The 17,500-nt window shown below is 72.9% G+C and carries 16 protein-coding genes; 11 read left to right on the top strand and 5 right to left on the bottom strand.

Going from position 1 to position 17,500, the window contains the following annotated elements; genetic code table 11:
* The first annotated feature begins 147 nt into the window (after positions 1-147).
* The 8 genes from KME75_RS05680 to KME75_RS05645 all read left to right on the top strand — a co-directional run bounded on the left by KME75_RS05680 (position 148) and on the right by KME75_RS05645 (position 6,538).
* Entirely contained in the window at positions 148-762 is a 615-nt protein-coding gene (locus tag KME75_RS05680; RefSeq protein ID WP_219413465.1) for a hypothetical protein, read from the top strand.
* Positions 669-1,349 (top strand): PucR family transcriptional regulator, encoded by a 681-nt coding sequence (locus KME75_RS05675; RefSeq protein ID WP_219413464.1) that lies wholly within the window; start codon positions 669-671, stop codon positions 1,347-1,349. The genes KME75_RS05680 and KME75_RS05675 overlap by 94 nt, the downstream gene beginning before the upstream one ends.
* Positions 1,350-1,437: 88 nt before the next feature.
* A complete protein-coding gene (locus KME75_RS05670) occupies positions 1,438-2,007 on the top strand; it encodes a biotin transporter BioY (protein ID WP_308282582.1) in 570 nt (189 codons plus the stop codon).
* A complete protein-coding gene (locus KME75_RS05665; protein ID WP_308282581.1) occupies positions 2,004-3,296 on the top strand; it encodes a class I adenylate-forming enzyme family protein in 1,293 nt (430 codons plus the stop codon). The genes KME75_RS05670 and KME75_RS05665 overlap by 4 nt, the downstream gene beginning before the upstream one ends.
* Entirely contained in the window at positions 3,293-4,423 is a 1,131-nt protein-coding gene (locus KME75_RS05660; RefSeq protein WP_219413463.1) for a thiolase family protein, read from the top strand. The genes KME75_RS05665 and KME75_RS05660 overlap by 4 nt, the downstream gene beginning before the upstream one ends.
* On the top strand, positions 4,420-5,094 hold the full coding sequence (locus KME75_RS05655) for an energy-coupling factor ABC transporter ATP-binding protein (protein WP_219413462.1): 675 nt from the start codon (positions 4,420-4,422) through the stop codon (positions 5,092-5,094). Before KME75_RS05660 ends, KME75_RS05655 begins: the two co-directional genes overlap by 4 nt.
* A complete protein-coding gene (locus KME75_RS05650) occupies positions 5,091-5,699 on the top strand; it encodes an energy-coupling factor transporter transmembrane component T family protein (protein WP_219413461.1) in 609 nt (202 codons plus the stop codon). Before KME75_RS05655 ends, KME75_RS05650 begins: the two co-directional genes overlap by 4 nt.
* 77 nt (positions 5,700-5,776) lie before the next feature.
* Positions 5,777-6,538, top strand: a complete 762-nt coding sequence (locus KME75_RS05645) for a pirin family protein (RefSeq protein WP_219413460.1) — start codon at positions 5,777-5,779, stop codon at positions 6,536-6,538.
* Positions 6,539-6,620: 82 nt separating this feature from the next.
* Here KME75_RS05645 and KME75_RS05640 read toward each other — a convergent pair whose 3' ends face one another.
* Positions 6,621-7,883 (bottom strand): YbiU family protein, encoded by a 1,263-nt coding sequence (locus KME75_RS05640; RefSeq protein WP_219413459.1) that lies wholly within the window; start codon positions 7,881-7,883, stop codon positions 6,621-6,623.
* A gap of 103 nt (positions 7,884-7,986) precedes the next feature.
* On the opposite strand from KME75_RS05640, the gene KME75_RS05635 reads away from it, so the two are divergent.
* Positions 7,987-9,153, top strand: a complete 1,167-nt coding sequence (locus KME75_RS05635) for an ROK family transcriptional regulator (RefSeq protein ID WP_219413458.1) — start codon at positions 7,987-7,989, stop codon at positions 9,151-9,153.
* Positions 9,154-9,185: 32 nt separating this feature from the next.
* Here KME75_RS05635 and KME75_RS05630 read toward each other — a convergent pair whose 3' ends face one another.
* On the bottom strand, positions 9,186-9,866 hold the full coding sequence (locus tag KME75_RS05630; protein WP_308282580.1) for a response regulator: 681 nt from the start codon (positions 9,864-9,866) through the stop codon (positions 9,186-9,188).
* 81 nt (positions 9,867-9,947) lie between these two features.
* Positions 9,948-11,237, bottom strand: a complete 1,290-nt coding sequence (locus KME75_RS05625) for a sensor histidine kinase (protein WP_219413457.1) — start codon at positions 11,235-11,237, stop codon at positions 9,948-9,950.
* Positions 11,238-11,458: 221 nt separating this feature from the next.
* Here KME75_RS05625 and KME75_RS05620 point away from each other — a divergent pair, with 221 nt between their 5' ends.
* Complete coding sequence (locus KME75_RS05620) at positions 11,459-11,929, top strand: DUF6223 family protein (RefSeq protein ID WP_308282579.1); 471 nt, start codon at positions 11,459-11,461, stop codon at positions 11,927-11,929.
* Positions 11,930-12,085: 156 nt separating this feature from the next.
* Here the strand turns inward: KME75_RS05620 and KME75_RS42655 are convergent, their stop codons facing one another.
* On the bottom strand, positions 12,086-14,224 hold the full coding sequence (locus KME75_RS42655) for a DEAD/DEAH box helicase (protein ID WP_308282578.1): 2,139 nt from the start codon (positions 14,222-14,224) through the stop codon (positions 12,086-12,088).
* A 737-nt stretch (positions 14,225-14,961) separates the two neighbouring features.
* Here KME75_RS42655 and KME75_RS05610 point away from each other — a divergent pair.
* Entirely contained in the window at positions 14,962-15,120 is a 159-nt protein-coding gene (locus KME75_RS05610; protein WP_219413455.1) for a hypothetical protein, read from the top strand.
* 54 nt (positions 15,121-15,174) lie between these two features.
* Here the strand turns inward: KME75_RS05610 and KME75_RS05605 are convergent, their stop codons facing one another.
* Positions 15,175-17,478 carry a 2OG-Fe(II) oxygenase gene (locus KME75_RS05605; RefSeq protein ID WP_219413454.1) on the bottom strand — a complete coding sequence of 768 codons (2,304 nt, stop codon included), beginning with the start codon at positions 17,476-17,478 and terminating at the stop codon, positions 15,175-15,177.
* Positions 17,479-17,500 lie beyond the last annotated feature (22 nt).

The raw sequence follows: 17,500 nt of genomic DNA, 5'->3' as shown, positions 1-17,500 counted from the left end.
GAAGCCCCTTTTCTCGTGCGCGTTGGTGGCCGGTCGTTCCGCCGGACGGTAGAGGCGTACGAGCCGCCCGCGCACCGGGCGAAAGCCCGGAGTCGTGCGCGCCCGTTCCTACACTTGTCGGAGAGTCAGCGCGGCTGAGGAGCGGGTGTGGTCGTCGACCAGGTGCAGGACGAGCTGGACGCGCTCGCCGTCCGGCTCGGGCGGAGCCTGACCATCGACGGTGTCGACGGCGACCTGCTCGCCTACAGCACGCAGCGCGACGACGCCGACGAGGCCCGGGTCTCGTCGATCCTGCTTCGGCACGTCGCCCCCGAGGTCCGCCGGTGGGAGGAGCGGCACCGGGTCGCCGACGCCACCGGACCGGTGTCGATCCCGGCCAACCCGGACCTCGGCATGAACGCCCGGCTCTGCGTGCCGCTGCGCCGGCACGACCGCACCCTCGGTTACCTGTGGATGCTGGGGTCGGGCGCGACCCTGTCACCGGTCGAGACGTCCGCGCTGAGGCGCGGCGCCCAGGCGCTGGCGGACCTGCTCGACATCCCGCCGCAACCGCGCGCGCACGCGCCGGGCCGGGAGGTGGACCGGCTGGTCCGCAGGCTGGTGGAGGACGGGCAGGCCGAGGCCTACGACAGCTCGTCGCCGCCGTGCCGGGGTTGGTGGAGGGCTCGGTGCAACTGGTCGCCGCGATCGCCGCGCACCGCGACGGCGGGGGCGTGCGCCCGCTGCGCGCCTCGGAGTTCGGCGCGTTGTCCGCGGCGCTGACCCCGATCCTGCGCACCGGCGCGAGCCACGTCGGCTCCTCCGTGTTGGCCGCCTGTGCGCTGACCCTTCTCCGCCACCGCACCGGACGTGACACCGACGACCGGGTCCTCGGCGAGATCGAACAGGTCGTCGCACGCTGCCTCGCCGCAGGCGACGAACCCACCCTCGGGCTCAGCGAGCCCGCACCCTTCGGGATGGACGCCGTCCGCGGCCTCCGCCGCCAGGCGCTCGCCGCCGCCGAGCTCGCCGCGCTCGACCCGGCGCTGCCCCGCCGCTGTCGCTGGGCGGACCTCGGCCCTTACCGCAGCCTCATCACCGCGGACGTCCTGGTCGACGACGCCCTCGCACCGCTCGACGGCGCCGGCGCGTCCGGACGGATGCTCCTCGAGACACTCGAGGTGTTCCTCGACCTGGCCGGAGACGTCCGGGCCACCTCCGCGCGGCTTCGCCTGCACCGCAGCAGCCTCTACTACCGCCTCGACCGCATCGCCGCGCTGCTCGGCCGCGACCTGGGCGACGGGCTCGTCCGTCTCGACGTGCACCTCGCGCTGAAGGCCCGCCGGGCCCGCAGGAGGACCCTCCGGTAGGCCGCGGCGGCCGGCGGTGGTGTGAGCCCGGCGACGGTCCACCGCGGAGGGGCCGCCACCCGGCGGACGCGGAGTTAACCTGCTCGTCGTGCCGGCGTCCCGAGGGTCATCGTCAGCGGCGGATCTCGCGACCGCGGTCGTGTTCGCCGCGTTCATCGCGGTGCTCGGCATCTTCCCGGGCCTCTACGTGGGCCTGTCCGGGGTGCCGATCGTGGTGCAGAACATCGGCCCGCTGCTCGCCGGCGCCGTGCTCGGCGCCCGGCGGGGGACGGGCGCGGTCGTGCTGTTCCTCGGCCTGACCGCGATCGGGCTGCCGCTGCTCTCCGGCGGCCGGGGCGGCATCGCCCCGTTCCTCGGTCCCAGCGGCGGTTTCCTGCTCGGCTTCATCCTGTCCGCGCTGGTCGCGGGCCTGATCGTGCAGCGCGCCGCCCGGCCGCGGCTGCCCGTGCTGCTGCTCGCGACCGCCGCGGGCCTGCTCGCGGACTACGCCGTCGGCGTCCCGTGGCTCTGGGCCTACACGGGTGACCTCCGCACGGCCGTCGTCGGCTCGCTGGTGTTCGTGCCCGGCGACCTCGTGAAGGTCGTGCTCGCCGCGGTCGTCGCCGCCGTGGTGCACCGTGCCCTGCCCGACCGGCTCACCAGCGCGGCGATGCGGTGACGCCCAACCCGCCGGTCCTCGGGTCCGCGGACGTCCCCGCCGACCTGCTCGCGCTCGCCCAGGGGGCGGCCCGGGAGCTGACCGGCCGGGCTGTCCGCGCGGGGTCTCGGGTCGCCGTCGACCCCGGCCCGGCAGGCAGGCCGGTGGACGTGCTGGCGTGGTTGCTCGGCGCCGACCTGCTGGGCGCGGCCACGCTCGTCGTGGAGCCGGGCTGGACGGACCGGGAGCGCGCCGCGGTCCTCGGCGACGCGCGGCCGCACGTGGTCGTCACCGGCGCGCCGGCACCGACCACGACCCCGGTCGTGCCCCACGGCGACGAGAGCACGCGCTTCTACCTCCCCACGACCTCCGGGAGCAGCGGGCGGCCCGCGGTCCTCGTGCGCTCCCGGGCGTCGTGGCTGCGCAGCTTCGCCGCGCTCGGTCCGCTGCCCGGGCCCGTGCTCGTCCCGGGGCCGCTCAGCTCGTCGCTGTTCCTGTTCGGGGCGCTGCACGCCCTGTGGTGTGGCGCGGAGCTGCGGGTCCGGCCGCGGCTGCGCGCCGCGGACGCGCGGGAGGTCGCGAGCCTGCACGTCGTGCCCGCGATGCTCGCCGACCTGCTCGCCGAGCTGGAACGCACGCCCGGACCGTGCGCGCTGCGGACGGTCGTCTGCGGCGGCGCCCACGTCGGGGACGGGTTGCGCGCGCGGTTCGCCCGGGTGCTCCCGGGCGCCGAGCTCATGGAGTACTACGGGTCGGCCGAGCACTCGCTGATCGCGGTCCGGCGCGGCGGGCCCGCGCTGCGCCCGGTGCCCGGGGTCGAGGTCGCGGTCCGCGACGGCGAGCTGTGGGTGCGGTCGCCGCTCGCGTTCGACGGCCACCTGCGCTCGGGCGCGGTCGTGGCGAGCGGATCCGGCTGGTCCACCGTGGGTGACCGGGCGGAGCTGACGGACTCCGGCGAGCTGGTCGTGCTCGGGCGGGGCTCGGCGACGATCTCCAGCGGGGGCCGGCTCGTCGCGGCCGAGGAGGTCGAGTCGGTGCTGCGCGGCGTTCCCGGCGTCGACGACGTCCTGGTCAGCGGCACTCCGCACGCGACGCTCGGCGCCGTCGTCACCGCCGTCGTCCAGGCCGGTTCGCCGCCCGCCCTGCGCGAGCTGTGTGCCGCCGCCCGGGCCGGCCTGGCCCCGGGCAAGCGGCCGCGCCGCTGGCTGGTGACGGCGGCCCTCCCGCGCACCGCGTCCGGGAAACCGGCCCGCGCCGCCGTCGCCGAGCAGCTGGCGGCCGGCACGTTCCCGGCGGAGCCCCTCCGGTGACGGGCGATCTCGCGCCGGTCGTCGTCGCGGCCCGCCGTACACCGATCGGCAATGCCGGCGGTGCGCTGCGGGCGCTCCCGGTCGACGCGCTCGCCGCACCGGTGCTGCGGGCCCTGCTCGACGACGCCGGGCTCGCCACGGTCGACGACGTCGTGCTGGGCAACGTGTTCGGGCCGGGGGGCAACCCGGCGCGGGTGGCGGCGCTGCGGGCGGGGCTCGGCCCGGCCGTGCCCGGCGTGACCGTGGACCGGCAGTGCGCGAGCGGCCTGGCCGCGATCACCCTGGCGGCGGCGCTGATCCGCGCCGGCGAGGGCGAGGCCTACCTCGCGGGCGGGGTGGAGAGCGCCTCCACCGCACCGCACCGCGCGTGGCGCACCGATCCGCCCACCCCGTACACCCGGGCGCCGTTCGCCCCCGCCGAGATCGGCGACCCGGAGATGGGTGCGGCCGCCGACCTCGTGGCCGCGGAGGCGGGGATCTCCCGCGAGCGGCAGGACCGGTTCGCGGCGCGCAGCCACGAGCGCGCGGTGGCGGCGCAGCGGGCCGGGCGGTTCGCCGCCGAGCTCGTCCCGGTCGGGGGCGTGCCGGCCGACGAACGGCCGCGCGCGGGGTTCACCGTCGAACGGCTCGCCCGCTTCCGCCCGGCGTTCACGCCCGGCGGGACCGCGACCGCCGCCAACTCCTGCGGCATCAACGACGGCGCCGCGGCAGTGCTCGTCGTGAGCGAGCGGCTGCGGCGGGAGCGCGGGCTGGCGGGCCTGCGGCTGGTCGCGGCGGCGACGTCGGCGCTCGACCCGAACCGGCTCGGGCTCGGCGCGGTCCCCGCGATGCGGCAGGTGCTCGCCGGGCGGGTGCCCGAGGTCGTCGAGTTCAACGAGGCCTTCGCTGGGCAGGCGCTGGCCTGCCTCGACGCCGCCGGGATCGACGAGGACACGGTGAGCCCGGACGGCGGGGCGATCGCGCTGGGCCATCCGTGGGGCGCCTCGGGGGCGGTGCTGGTGGTCCGGCTGTTCGCCCGGCTGGTCCGCTCCGCCGGCGCGCGCATGGGCCTCGCCGCACTCTCCGCGGGCGGGGGCCTGGGCATTGCGACGCTGTGGGAGGCGGTTGAGGGGGAGGGCCTGGCGTGATCGAGTTCGACGGTGTCGGGCACCGCTTCGGCGAGCGGGTGGTGCTCGCCGAGGTGCACCTCGCGCTGTCCGAGCAGCGGGTGGCGTTCGTCGGCGCGAACGGGTCGGGCAAGTCCACCCTGGCCCGGATGATCAACGGGCTGGTGCTCCCGACCGAGGGCCGCGTGCGCGTGGACGGCCTCGACCCCGTGGCGCAGGGCCGTGCGGTCCGGCGCCGGGTCGGTTTCGTCTTCACCAATCCGGACAGCCAGATCGTGATGCCCACCGCCGGGGAGGACGTGGCGTTCTCCCTGCGCCGCAGTGGGCTCGGTCGCGCCGACCGGGCCCGGCGGGCCGCGGAGGTGCTCGCCGAGCACGGGCTCGCGGGCTACGCCGACCACCCGGCACACCAGCTCTCCGGCGGGCAGAAGCAGCTGCTCGCGCTGTGCGGGATGCTCGCACTCGACCCCGACGTCCTGGTGTGCGACGAGCCGACGACCCTGCTCGACCTGCGCAACAAGCGGCGCTTCGCCGAGGTGCTCACCCGGCTGCGGCAGCAGGTGGTGCTCGTGACCCACGACCTCGACCTGCTCGACGACTTCGACCGCGTGGTCGTGCTCGACGAGGGCCGGGTGGTGGCCGACGACGAGCCGCGCGCCGCCGTGCAGTACTACCGGAAGCTGGTCGAGTGAGCCCGCTCGGCCTCTACGAGCCGGGTACGAGCCCGCTGCACCGCGCGCCGACGACGCTGAAGTTCCTCGGCGTGCTGGTGCTCGCCGCGGTCCCGTTCGTGCCGGGTTCGCTCGCGTGGCCCGCCGCCGCCTGCGTCGTGGTCGCCGCCGGCTACGCGGTGGCGCGGATCCCGGCCCGCCGGGTCGTGCCGCTGGTGCGCGGCCTGCTCGTGGTCGTCGCGCTGGTGTTCGCGCTGCAGGCGTGGCTGCTGAGCCCGCGGGAGGCGGCGCTGACCAGCCTGCGGCTGGTCGCCGCGATCGGCGCCGCGACCCTGTTCACCCTCACCACCCGCATCGAGGCCGTGATCTCCGCCGTCGAGCGCGGACTCCGGCCGCTGCGCCGCTTCGGCGTCCGGCCGGAGCGGGTCGGTCTGCTCGTCGGGCTCACGCTCCAGGCCGTGAGCACGCTGTCCGAGATCGCCCGGTCCGTCCGGGAGGCCGCCCGCGCCCGCGGGGTGGACCGCTCCGTCGTCGCCTTCGCCGTGCCGTTCCTCGTGCGCACCCTGCGCCATGCCGACGAGCTCGGCGAGGCGCTCGCGGCCCGGGGTGCGGGGGACGACGCCTGACCGGACCCTGGTGGCGGCGGCGGAATGCCCGCGGGCACGCTGTTGTTGCGGGAGCAACTTCTCGGAAGGATGGGGGCATGACCGAGACGATGCTGGTCCCGCAGATCGACGTCCGGCGGGCGGACGACCGGTTCGCCACGAAGATCGCGTGGCTCGACTCGCACCACTCGTTCTCCTTCGGGGGGCACTACGACGCGGGCAACACCCACCACGGGCTGCTGCTGGTCAACAACGACGACATCCTGCAGCCCGGGCGCGGCTTCGAGACCCACCCGCACCGGGACATGGAGATCGTGACCTGGGTGCTGCAGGGCTCGCTCGTGCACCAGGACTCCACCGGCCACTCCGGCGTGATCTACCCGGGCCTGGCGCAGCGGATGAGCGCGGGCACCGGGATCCTGCACTCGGAGAAGAACGACTCCTGGCGCCTGCAGGGCGGTGACCCGCACATCGACCCCGTCCACTTCGTGCAGATGTGGGTCGTCCCGGACGAGCAGGGCATCACCCCGGGCTACGAGCAGCGCGAGATCGACGGCGAGCTGCTCTCCGGTGCGCTCGTGCCCGTCGCGTCCGGCATGGCGGGCCACGACAGCGCGATCCGGATCGCGAACCGGTACGCGGCCCTGCACGCCGCGCGGCTGCAGCCGGGCCAGGAGGCGACCCTGCCGGAAGCGCCGTTCCTGCACCTGTTCGTGCCGCGCGGCGAGGTCGTGCTGGAGGGGGCCGGCAGCCTCGCCGCCGGCGACGCGGTGCGGTTCACCGCGGGCGGCGGGCAGAAGCTCACCGCCGCCTCCCCGGCCGAGATCCTGGTCTGGGAGATGCACGCGTCGCTCGCTTGACGGAGCGCCGGGAGATGACGTCTCGCTCCTCGGCGAGCAACGGAGCTCGCCGAGGAGCGGGTGACGTTCGGCGAGGAGCGGATCACCGGTCCTGGAGGCCGAGCTGGCGAAGCCCGGTCGGGCTCAGGTCGTCGCGGCCCGGGCGGCCCGACCAGCCGATCTCGTAGTGCTCCGGGGCGAAGTCCGACGGGCTCTCGCCGGTCAGGAACGCCTTGCCGCACTCGGTGGCGTACGCCGCGTTCTTGGCGCAGTGGGGCGCGGCCGGGATGTACATGACGTTGCCCCAGCCCTTCTGGTCGGACACCGGGTCCACCGCGTGCACCACGTCGGCGTGCCACCAGACCGTGTCACCGGGCTCGACGTCCGGGATCGGGCTCATGCCCGGGAGCAGGATCGAGTGGTACTTCTCGTTGATGGGCAACGCCTGGCCGTTCGCGGCGCCGCACAGGTCGTCGTCGGCGATGTCGTCCTGCAGGGCCCGCAGCAGCAGGTAGACCATCGCATCAGGGATCGGCAGGACGTTGAGCACGCCCGCGGTGCGGGCCATGTCCGAAAGCGCGGTCCAACCCTGGAACGTGCGGAAGGCCGAGCACATCACGGTGGACCGGTACTCGTGGACGTCGGTGCGGTAGGCGCCGTCCCACGGGTCGTACTCGGTCCAGTTGCCGTCGAAGACGTGCCGGAACACCTTCTGGTAGGCGGGCAGCAGCCAGCGTTCGACCGAGCCGGAGTCGGTGTGCGGGGACAGGCCGTCGGAGTCGGCGCCGGGAGCGCGGCGGCGGACGCGGTCCGGGTAGGCGGTGTCGCGGTCCGGGTCGAACCAGACGCGGCCCTCGGACTCGTGCTTCCAGAAGCTGTTGAGGAACCCGCGGACGGCGACCATGTTCGCGTCCTCGCGGGCCTGCATCTGCGGGCGTGACCAGTAAATCGGGAAGATCGACGGCTTCCCGGCGGCCAGCCCGCCGAAGATGCCGTCGTCGAGGTAGGTGTAGCGGCCCATGAAGTCGTTGTCCTCGAGGTAGGACACCAGCTCGGCGTCCCACGCCTCGGCCCGCTCGCGGGGGAACGTGCCGCGTACGATCGCGCAGCCGCGGCGCCGGATCGCCTCGACCGTCTCGCCCGGCACGGTCCCGGCCGCGATGTCGGCGAACCGGACGACGGGCCACACCTCCTCGCCGCGTTCGCGGAGGGCGACGATCTCGGCGACGGCGCGCTTCATCGCGTCCTCGACCTCGGCGAACACGCCGGTGTAGTCGCCGATCCGCGCCCGCAGTTCGGTCTTGGCGGCGCGGATCGCAGCGGAGATGTCCGTGGGTGTCTCGGTGCCGTGGAGCGCTGCAGTCATCTCAGGTCCTCTCCGACCGGAGGTTCCGGATCTTTTGTTAGTAAAGCTACCTAACTAGGCCGAGTGAAGGTAGCATCGGCGCCTCGACCACACAAGGAGGGCGATGACGGCCGGCACGAGTGACGAGGTGCAACGGGTCGCCGGCCCGACGGCTCTCCGTGACCGCACGGAGCAGGCCGTCCTCGATGTCGTGTTCGCCGAGCCCGGTCCGGTGACCCGGGTCGACATCGCCGGTCGCACCGGCCTGTCCAAGCCCACGGTCAACGCCGCCGTCCGTCGCCTCGAGCACGAGGGTGTGCTGGCCCCCGCGGGGCTGCAGACCGGCCGGCAGGGTCGCGTGGCGACGCTCTACGAGCTCGCCGACACGGCGGGTGCCGTCGTGGCCGTCGAGCTCAACCCCGGCGTCATCCGCGTCGCGGTCAGCGATCTCCTGGGCCGGCAGGTCAGCGTGGACCGGTTCGACCCGCCGCGGAGCCCCGAGGACGTGGCCGATCAGCTCGAGCGGATCGTCGTCGAGGCCGGTGAGCACGCGCGCCGCGAGCGGACACTCCTGCGTGCCGCCGCGATCTCGGTGGCCAAGCCGGTCGATCCACGCACCCTGTCGGTGATCGAACTTCCGGACACGCCCTACCCGGAAGGTCTCGTCCAGCCTGCGGAGATCCTGGCCGCGCGGATCTCCGCACCGCTGCTCGTCGACAACGACGTGAACCTGGCGGCATTGGGGGAGCAGCGCAATGGTGTCGCGAAGGACGTCGACGACTTCGCCTACCTCTACGTGGGCGCCGGCCTCGGGCTCGGCGTCGTCGTCGACGGCCGGCTCGTCCGGGGCTCCCGCGGGCTCGCGGGCGAGATCGGTTACCTCCCGAGCCGGGCGGACACCTCGGGCGAGCAGCACGGGCTGGCGCGTGCGGTGTCGGGGTTCGGGCTCGGGCCTCGGCGTCGTGACGCCTGGTATCTCGACACCGTCGCCGAGGCGCGCTCGCTGCTACGGGCTGCGGAGGACGGGGACCGGCACGCACTCGACGCGGTCGCGCACGCCGCACGCGCACTCGGCGAGGCGGCGACGGCGATCTGCGCGATCCTCGACCCCGGGCTGATCGTCCTCGGCGGCCCGATCGGCACGAACGCGTTGCTGCGCGATGAGCTCCAGCGCACGCTCGACGACCTCGCCCCGGCGCCGACACCGGTGGCCGCGAGTGCCCTCGGTGAGAGCGCACCCTTGCAGGGCGCTCTCGAGCTGGCGCGGCGCCACGCCCGGGACAACCTGTAGGACCACGTCGGCGAGCACGCCGCGCAACCACGTCACGGGGTGGGGTCGGGTGGTTCGACGAGGCGGTGTTGGTAGGCCAGGACGACCAGCTGTGCGCGGTCGTGGGCGCCGAGTTTGGTCATGGCGCGGCTGACGTGGGTCTTGGCGGTGGCGTGGCTGATGGTGAGGGCGGTGGCGATGTCGGTGTTGCTCAGGCCGTGGGCGACGAGTCCGACGATCTGCTTCTCCCGGGTGGTGAGTTGGGCCAGGACGTCGGTGTCGAGTCGTGGAGTTGTGGTTCGGCTGGTCAGTCGGGCGATGAGTCGTCGGGTCAGCCCAGGGGACAGGAGGGCCTCCCCGCCGGTGACGATGCGGATGCCGTGCAGCAGCTGGCGGGGTTCGGTGTTTTTGATCAGGAAGCCGGCGGCGCCGGCACCGAGTGCTTCGATGACGTATTCGTCGTGGTCGAAGGTGGTGAGGATGAGTACGTGGACGTCGGTGAGGTCGGGGTCGGCGGCGATCTGGTGGGTGGCGCTCAGTCCGTCGACGCCGGGCATCCTGATGTCCATGAGCACGACGTCGGGGCGGGTTTGCCGGGCCAGGTCCACCGCGGTGGCTCCGTCGCCGGCTTCGCCGACCACGATCATGCCGGGTTCATTGTCGACGAGTACCCGGAAGCCGCCCCGGACGAGGGCTTCGTCGTCGGCGATGAGCACGCGGATGGGCTCGGTCACCGCACAGCACCCTGAGTCTCGCCGGTCGCGGCCGTGGCGCACTGGTGGCTCAGGAGCGGGTCGGGTGGGCGCACGTGGACATCATCGCGGGTGCGGGACGGGCAGCTCGGCGCACACCTCGAAGCCGCCCTCGGGGTGTGGGGCTGCTGTGAGCTGACCTGACAACGCGCGGGCACGCTCGCGCATCCCGTCGATGCCGTGCCCGTGATGCCCCGCCGCGGTGTGCCGGGTGTCCGCGCTGGTAGTGGGCCCGTCGTCGCGGATCCGGATGAGCAACCGCGACGGTTCGTGCGTCAGCGCGAGCCTCACGGCGTGCGCGTCGGCGTGGCGTAGCACGTTGGTCAGCGCTTCCTGGATGATCCGGTAGGCGGCCAGATCGACCGGCGCGGGCAGCGGCCGCAGGTCGCCGTCGACGTTCAGCTCGACCCGTAGGCCTGCGGCCTCGGCCGTGTCGAGCAGCTCGGTGAGCCGGTCGAGCCCGCCTCGGGGCGCACGCGGTTGCCCGGGCTCCTCCTCTGTGGAGGTGTCGGCGCGCAGGATGCCGAGGATGGTCTTGACGTCGATGAGGCCGTCGTCGCAGATCTTCTTGATCGTGGTGAGTGCCTCGCGGGCTTGCCCGGGGCGTTGTTCGATGACGTGCAGACCGACACCGGCCTGCACGCTGATGGTGGCCATGGTGTGCCCGAAGACGTCGTGCAGCTCGCGGGCGATGCGTAGCCGTTCCTCGACCGCGAGCCGGCGCGCCCGCTCCTCGCGGGTCCGGGTTTCCCGGGCGAGCTGGGCGCGGGTGGCCGCGAGCACCGCCCGGTAGTAGCCCACGGCCGCGCCGGCGCTGCCCGCGGTGGCCGCCGACAGCACCAGGTTGGGAACCACCCCGGCGGTCTCGGCGTCGGCGAGCACGATCCGGATCGCGATGATCTGGGTCAGCGCGGTGAGCACGGCGCCCGCGAGACCCCACCGCCAGCCCCGGTAGGCCGCGAGGGTGTAGCAGGCGATCAGCGGGGCGAGCGTGATCAGCCGCCCGGGATAGGCGCTGACGAACCAGGCGAGGGGGACCGCGTTGAGCACGACCAGCGCCGCAATCGGGTAGCGGCGGCGCACCGCGACCGCGGCGGCGACGGTCGCGGCCAGCGCGACCGCTCCGGCGTCCAGCGGGCGGGGGCTCACCACCGCCGGGCCGACCCCGGCGAGAGCGGCAGCGAGGAGACCAACCGCCACGCAGACGCCGAGACTCGCGTCGGCCACAACCGGCGACAGCGCGCCGCGGCGCGCCGCCTCACGCATGGTGCTGACCATTCCCCCGCCCTCGATCCGGGCTCGACCGGGCACGCCGCCCGGTCCCATGTTGCGTGTGCCGCCGGGGGTGCGCATCCACCGGGTGTGGTGCCTCGGCACTACCGCACGGGTTGAGAGCGTCTACTACCGGCGGCCGACCGTACGCCGCGGGCCTCAGCCCGAAGACACCTCCGTTGCCCGACGCGCGGGCACCACCCCGGCAACCACGATCGCTCCCAGAAAGCCGTCGCCAGGAGGGGAGCTGATCAGAGGTGCCGGATCTGGTGGTCCGGCCGATGCGGTGGGCACTGCGCGCGGTGGTCACCGTGCACCTGCACGGGGTGTTCGCCCAAGCCGTGGTGGTCGGCCGGTTTCCCGGGCGCCTACCCGTCATTCGACCGAAAGGATCCTCAATGTCCGTCCGTCATTTGCTTGTCGCACCGGCGGCCGCGGAGCTCTCCGTCGCCGCCGGTGGTATCGGCACCGGCTCCGGGCGACTCGGCGCCGTCGTGGCCGCCGTGGTGGGGCTGATCAGCGTGGTCATCGGTGGGCTGGCTCTGGCCCGCTCCGCCGGTCGTATCGGCACCGGCAACGGGCGAGCCGGGGCCATCGTGGCCCTGGTGGTGGGGCTGATCGGCATGGTCCTCAGTGTGCTGCATCTGGCCGGCTCCACCGGTGGCTTCGGTACCGGCAACGGGCGAGCCGGGGCGATCGTGGCCCTGGTGGTGGGGCTGATCGGCATGAACCTCGGTGGGTTGGGTCTGGCCCGCTCCCGCCGCACCGGCTGACTGGGCCATGTGCGCCTGGTCCGACAGCGGTGCCGTCGCCGCGGCCGACCGCTGCCGTTCCCGACCTTTCCTGAGGACACGGAATGCAACCGGGCAGCGCCGGGCGAATCGGGTCCGTCCTTACCCGCCACCGCACGAGACGCGGCGCGCCCCCCGTCAGCTCACGAGGCGCGTCGGGGCCGCCGACAGCGCGTCGGTCAGCAACGCGACGAGCGCCTCGTGTTGCACGTCGGCCGACGACCCGACCTCCTCCTCCGAGCCGTCGAGCGCTTGGGCGGCGAGGCCGGCCTTGCTGTCGATCAGTTCGGCGATCCGGGCGTCGATCGTCTGCGCGGCGATGATGCGCCACGCGGTGACGGGCTGCGCCTGGCCGATGCGGTGGCTGCGGTCGATCGCCTGGGTCTGCTCTGCGGCGGTCCAGGAGAGCTCGGCGAGCACGAGGTCGGAGGCGACCTGGAGGTTGAGGCCCACGCCGGCCGCGGTCAGCGAGCAGACCGCGATGGCCACGTCGGGGTCGCCTGTGAAGGCGTCGATGTTCCGCTGCCTCGACGTGGGCGTCTGGTCGCCGCGGATCGACGAGAAGCGGACCCCCTGCTCGGCGAACGTCTCCTCGGCGACGTCCATCACGTCGACGTGCTTGGCGAAGAAGACCACCTTGCCCGCGCTGCGCGCGAGCTGGACCGCGTAGTCGGCGGCGAGGCCGGCCTTCGCCCGACCGATGCGCCGCATCATGCTGAAGACGTTCTCGCCGGTCGTCGAGGTGGTCGCGTCCTTCTGCTCCCACCTGGCCACCTGGCGCACGAGGTCGTGGTCGACGCCCTCGACGACGGCACCGGACCGGCGGCCGGCCAGTGCCTCCTCGTACCGCGACACCATGCGGCGAGCGAGTTCGCGCTCGGCCGCTCGGATCGACCGACCGGCCGGCCCGTCCAGCTCGACGGGGAGGTCGGCGATGCGGCACGCCGGGATGTCGGCGGCCACGTCGACCTTGCGGCGACGGACGATGCCGAGATCGACGACGCATTGGCGGGCCGCGGCGTAGAACCCCGGGTCGGCGGGTGTCAGGCCGGTCTCGTCGAGCGCGTTCATCAGCTCGGCGAGCGGCTTCGTCTCGTCGATCCAGCCGAGGAACTGCCAGATCGCCCGGAAGTCCTCGATGTCGTTGATCAGCGGGGTGCCGGTGAGGGCCATCAGCAGCGGGCGCGCGGTGAAGGACCGGATTCGCTCGGAGAGCGCCAGGACGTGCCGCGAGCGTTGGGAGGACTTGTTCTTGATGAAGTGCGCCTCGTCGACGACCATGCCGCGCAGGCCGAAGCCGCCGAGCCATCCCACGTGGCGGTCGAGCACCTCGTAGTTGACGACGACGATGTCGGCGAATCCGTCGATCGAGTCACCGTTGCCGTGGATCACGGTGGCCGAGCGGTGGGGCGTCCACATCCCGGCCTCGCGCGCCCAGTTCGTCTTGACGACGTTCGGCACGACGACGAGCAGCGGGTAGGCGTTCGCCGCCTCCGCGGCGAGCAGCGCCTGGGCCGTCTTGCCCAGCCCCGGCTCGTCGGCGAGCAGGAAGGTCCGGTGGCCGGCCGCGGCCGCGGCGACCAGCCGGGCCTGGTGCGGCATCAGCTCCAGGCCGCGCGGCGTGTACCGGGAGGTCGGCGCGGGGAGGGCCATGCACGCCGCGGCTCCGCCTCCGGCGCGCTCGAACGAGCTGAGCAGCGGGCCGATCAGCTCCCAAGTGGCCAACCGCGTCGGACGGGGTGCGCTCGGCCGGACGGCGGAGACGTCGGGGGCGAGGAAGGGGTTGGCCAGTCGCCGCGAGACGACCGACCGCGGCACCACCCGGTCCTCGGTGGCGGCGGCCGGGGGCTCCACCGGCGGGAGCTCGTCGGCGCCCGACTCGATGCCCGCGGTCCTCAGCATGTCCCGCTTGAGCGACCGGGCCTCGTCGGAGACGACGGCGTCCTCGGCGAGGAGCGCCAGGAGTTCGGAATCACGCACGGCGCTCTTCGCGAGGATCGTCGCGATGCCGTCGAGGCGCTTGAGCTGCTCAGCCCGGTGCGTGTCGCTGCTGTTCTCCTCCGCCCGGACCCGGGCGCGCTCATCGCGCAGCAGCAGTGCGAGGGCCTGGAACTTCGTGCGCGTCGCGGGCGTGACCCGACCGCTCCGGAGGGCTGCCTCGACCTCCCGGACGGCGCGGGCGAGCACCGAGTTGACGTCGTCGCGGCGGCGGCCGTGACGACGGTCGCGCGGGGCGGTACGGCGAGCCCTGGTCTGGGGCCGGCCTCGTCGAGCCACTGACTCCTCCTCCTCGTGCCCGGCACGGCCGCCGTGGCAGCCGTGCCGCGTACAGTGCTGCGGTCGGGCGATGGGCGTCGCGGGGAGAGGCCGAGGTGGCTCCTCCGAGACGCGAGCGGACCCACGGATCCGCGGGCCGGACAGCCCGCCCGCATACGGCGGGAAGGCATGGCCACTGATCGACCACCGGTAGACGGCCGCGGCACCCACCGCACAGGGCCAGCCGTCGCCAGACGAGCGGCGTCCGGGGTCGGTTCTCCGGTTGATTCTAGCGCCTGGCGGGCGGTGTGAGGACTGCGGCGCAGGTTGCAGTCGGGACTGGCTCGTAGTCAGGATCTGGGAGCACGAGGATCCCGCCGAAGCGGCCGAGACGATGGAACAACTCGCGCGCGACCGAACCACTCCGAGAAGCAACCGTTCCGGACTCGTGCGCCCCGCGGCACGGGCACGTCCCAGTGGGACGTGCACCCCCACGTCCGTGCCCAGCGCATACAGATCAAACGCGAGCAGAAGCTGCGAGAACCTGCTGATCAGAGACTTGATCTGGTGTCCGAGGGGGGAATCGAACACGAGAACGTGGCATACCTGCACGTGGCAGGTGTTCACGTGGCCCATTGTAGCCGGGGTCGGTAAACGCTATGCAGGACGCTGGCAGCAGCACCTCGATCAACGCCCGGGTCTCAACGTTGCTCGATCCACGGCTCGAGGTAGTCGCGCCCGAGCGGGGGACGTGCCGCATGACGACCACCACCGATCGCGTGCAGTCCGAGGCGCGCTTCGAGCGTCCACCGCGACGGCTCACCGGGCCACGTCGCCCGCTGCGTGACGTTGAGCTCCACTACGTCGCGAACGGGCTGATCGGGCTGATCTTCGCCGCCACCGGACCGTCGCGGTGATCCTGTCCGTCGGGTACAAGGCGGACTGCCCGAGCGCAGGCTACCTGGCGTACCTTACGTTCGCGTCGATGGGGCACCTCGCGTCGACGTCAGCCACGCCAGGTCGGTCACAGCCTTGTGCCGCGCGTTCGTGGCGCGTGTGAACAGCTCGTTGGTTTTCGTCAGCGTCAGCGTGTATGGCCGCCCCTGCCGCCGGGTCTGGTGTCGCACCGGCAGCCCTCCGGAGTCGATCTGGGTGTGCACGTGCCGGCGTCCGTCTGTCGCCAGCGGCCACTCGAAGATCCGCTGTGATCGGGAGACGAGAAACGTCCCCAACGTGTCACAGAGGCCGCACCCGCAGCCGGTCCATTCGATCGACCAGTCGTCTTCGTCGCGCAGCGGCCGCGCGATGATCGTGCCGAGCCGCTCCACGCAGTCCCGCGCGACCGTGTCGAGCCCCGCCGCCTGGCGCGCGTCCGCAAGACGCAGCGCAGGCATCAGGCACTCCAGTACGTTGTCCCCGCACTCGCGCAGTGCTCCGGTGATCTCGTCGCATAGCTTGTCGTCGGCCGCCTCCAGCAGCCCCACCAACGGCGAGCTCATCATCTCCAGCTGTGGCTGGCGGACCTCGCTTCGCGCGGTGGTAGTCCAGAGGCGGAGTCGGCCGCCCATCCAGCGCCAGGCTCTGGCGGCCAGTAGCTGTGCCACCTCCGGCCTCCCGGTGGTGCGCAGCGTCTCGCACAGCCCAGGCAGGCTGTTGCCGACCCACTCGGACAGGTCGGTTCCGAAGTGGTTCGTCGGCCCGAACCACCCGTCGATGACGCTTCGCGTCCAGTCCTCGCCGTACCGGCCGGCCGTCGCCGCCAACCCGCCCGCATGCTCCTGCGTGACCGTTTCCACCCGGAATGGTTCCAGCAGCATCGCCGCCGTCCCGGCGACGTCGAGGCTCGCCGCCACATCCAGTGCCGCACCGAGCAGTCCCGCCTGCGTTCCTATCCGTTTCCAGAACGGCGTGAGCGACTCTGCCGCGGCACGTGCGCCCTCCAGGTCTCCGGCCTCGATGCGGTCACGCAGCTCGTGCAGAGCCCACTGCGATCCGGCCTCGGCACGCGCCGCGAACGCCTTGTCCTGCGGCCATACGACAACCGCGGCTCGCCGGTACCACCGATCCAGCGTGTTGCCGTAGTTGCCCATGTAGCCCTCGTACTCGGACTGGTAGGGGGCCAGGCCCACGCTCGGAGTGGTGGCGCACACCTCGTAGTCGGGGACGTGCAGCGAGATCGGCTCGCCGCCGGTGCCGTCCGGGCTGGTCCACCAGCCGAGGGTGATCTCGTCGTCGATCAACTCATTGAGCTGAAAGTCGCTGGGGTCCTCATTCGGGCTGCTGTGACCGTCGTCCTCGTCCTCGTCCTCGTCCTCGTAGTAGGAGTAGCCGTCCCACGGGTCGCTGTCGGATGGCAGGGCGTCCCAGGTCTCCTTCACCTGGGCGAGTGCGAGCACCGTCTCACACCCGGCTTGCTCCGCCGCGGCGCGCACCAGCTTGGCCCGCTCCACGTCGCCGCCCTTGAGCCGACGCCAGTTCAGCCCTCGCTGGGTGTACTCGTGGTCGAGGAGGAAGACCAGCCGGTTCGGCAGGCCGACGTCGCGGGTTCCGTATCGCGTGGTGGCCGGCGTGGTGATGAAGTGTTCGCTCAGGCAGTGCGCCAGCTCGGTTGCGGGGCTCGCCTCCGGAGCCGGGGTCGCGGGGCTGGCGAGCAGGTTGAACGTGAGCGTCACCCGGTACCCGGATCTGACCGGTGTGACCTGGTGACGACAGTCGGCGTAGAACGCGACGAAGGTCAACTCCTCCTTCGACGCTCGGTAGGCGGTGCTCTCCCCGGCGTGGTCGATGACCAGTTCCCCACCGGTGTGCGCCGAAGGTAGTGACACCACTAGCGTGCCGACCATAGCGTCGTCTTTCTCCGAGTCCTGGTGGGGGAGAAAGAACTGTCCCTTGCCGTATACCAGCATCGAGTGCGGCTCGGCCCGCAGGCGTGACGTCTGCGGGAGTCCGAGCTCGTCGCGAAAGTGTTCCAGCGCGTGATTCATCAGCGCTGTCCAGTCGGGTCCGCCGAGCGTGATCTGATCCGGGGTGAGTTCCCACGTGTCGCGAACGTTGGTGTCGGACAGCGTCTGTTCCCCTCGCCCGAACATCGCTGACCGCGCCACTGCGATCAGCTTCTTCGCTAGGGGTGCGCGGACCGGAAGGCGCACTGGTCCGACGCCAGACACCTCGAGCTGGAGCAAATGCGCGGGCGCCAGCAGCTGAGCAGCGAACGACCCGGCTGGCTCGGAGTCGTCGAGTAGCCGCGCCAGCCGTTCCCGCGCCGTCTTTGCCATGTGTCCTCACTCGCGCTCGTCC

Source organism: Pseudonocardia nigra, assembly GCF_019396355.1.
GTDB classification, from domain to species: domain Bacteria; phylum Actinomycetota; class Actinomycetes; order Mycobacteriales; family Pseudonocardiaceae; genus Pseudonocardia; species Pseudonocardia nigra.
The sequence above is the reverse complement of the archived record's forward strand: the minus strand, read 5'-3'. Positions and strand labels throughout refer to the sequence as shown.

Excerpts from the sequence above, each read along its gene's own strand:
- KME75_RS05645 (WP_219413460.1), top strand. The coding sequence starts at position 5,777 with ATGACCGAGACGATGCTGGTCCCGCAGATCGACGTCCGGCGGGCGGAC.
- KME75_RS05640 (WP_219413459.1), bottom strand. The coding sequence starts at position 7,883 with ATGACTGCAGCGCTCCACGGCACCGAGACACCCACGGACATCTCCGCT.
- KME75_RS05635 (WP_219413458.1), top strand. The coding sequence starts at position 7,987 with ATGACGGCCGGCACGAGTGACGAGGTGCAACGGGTCGCCGGCCCGACG.
- KME75_RS05625 (WP_219413457.1), bottom strand. The coding sequence starts at position 11,237 with ATGCGCACCCCCGGCGGCACACGCAACATGGGACCGGGCGGCGTGCCC.
- KME75_RS05610 (WP_219413455.1), top strand. The coding sequence starts at position 14,962 with ATGACGACCACCACCGATCGCGTGCAGTCCGAGGCGCGCTTCGAGCGT.
- KME75_RS05605 (WP_219413454.1), bottom strand. The coding sequence starts at position 17,478 with ATGGCAAAGACGGCGCGGGAACGGCTGGCGCGGCTACTCGACGACTCC.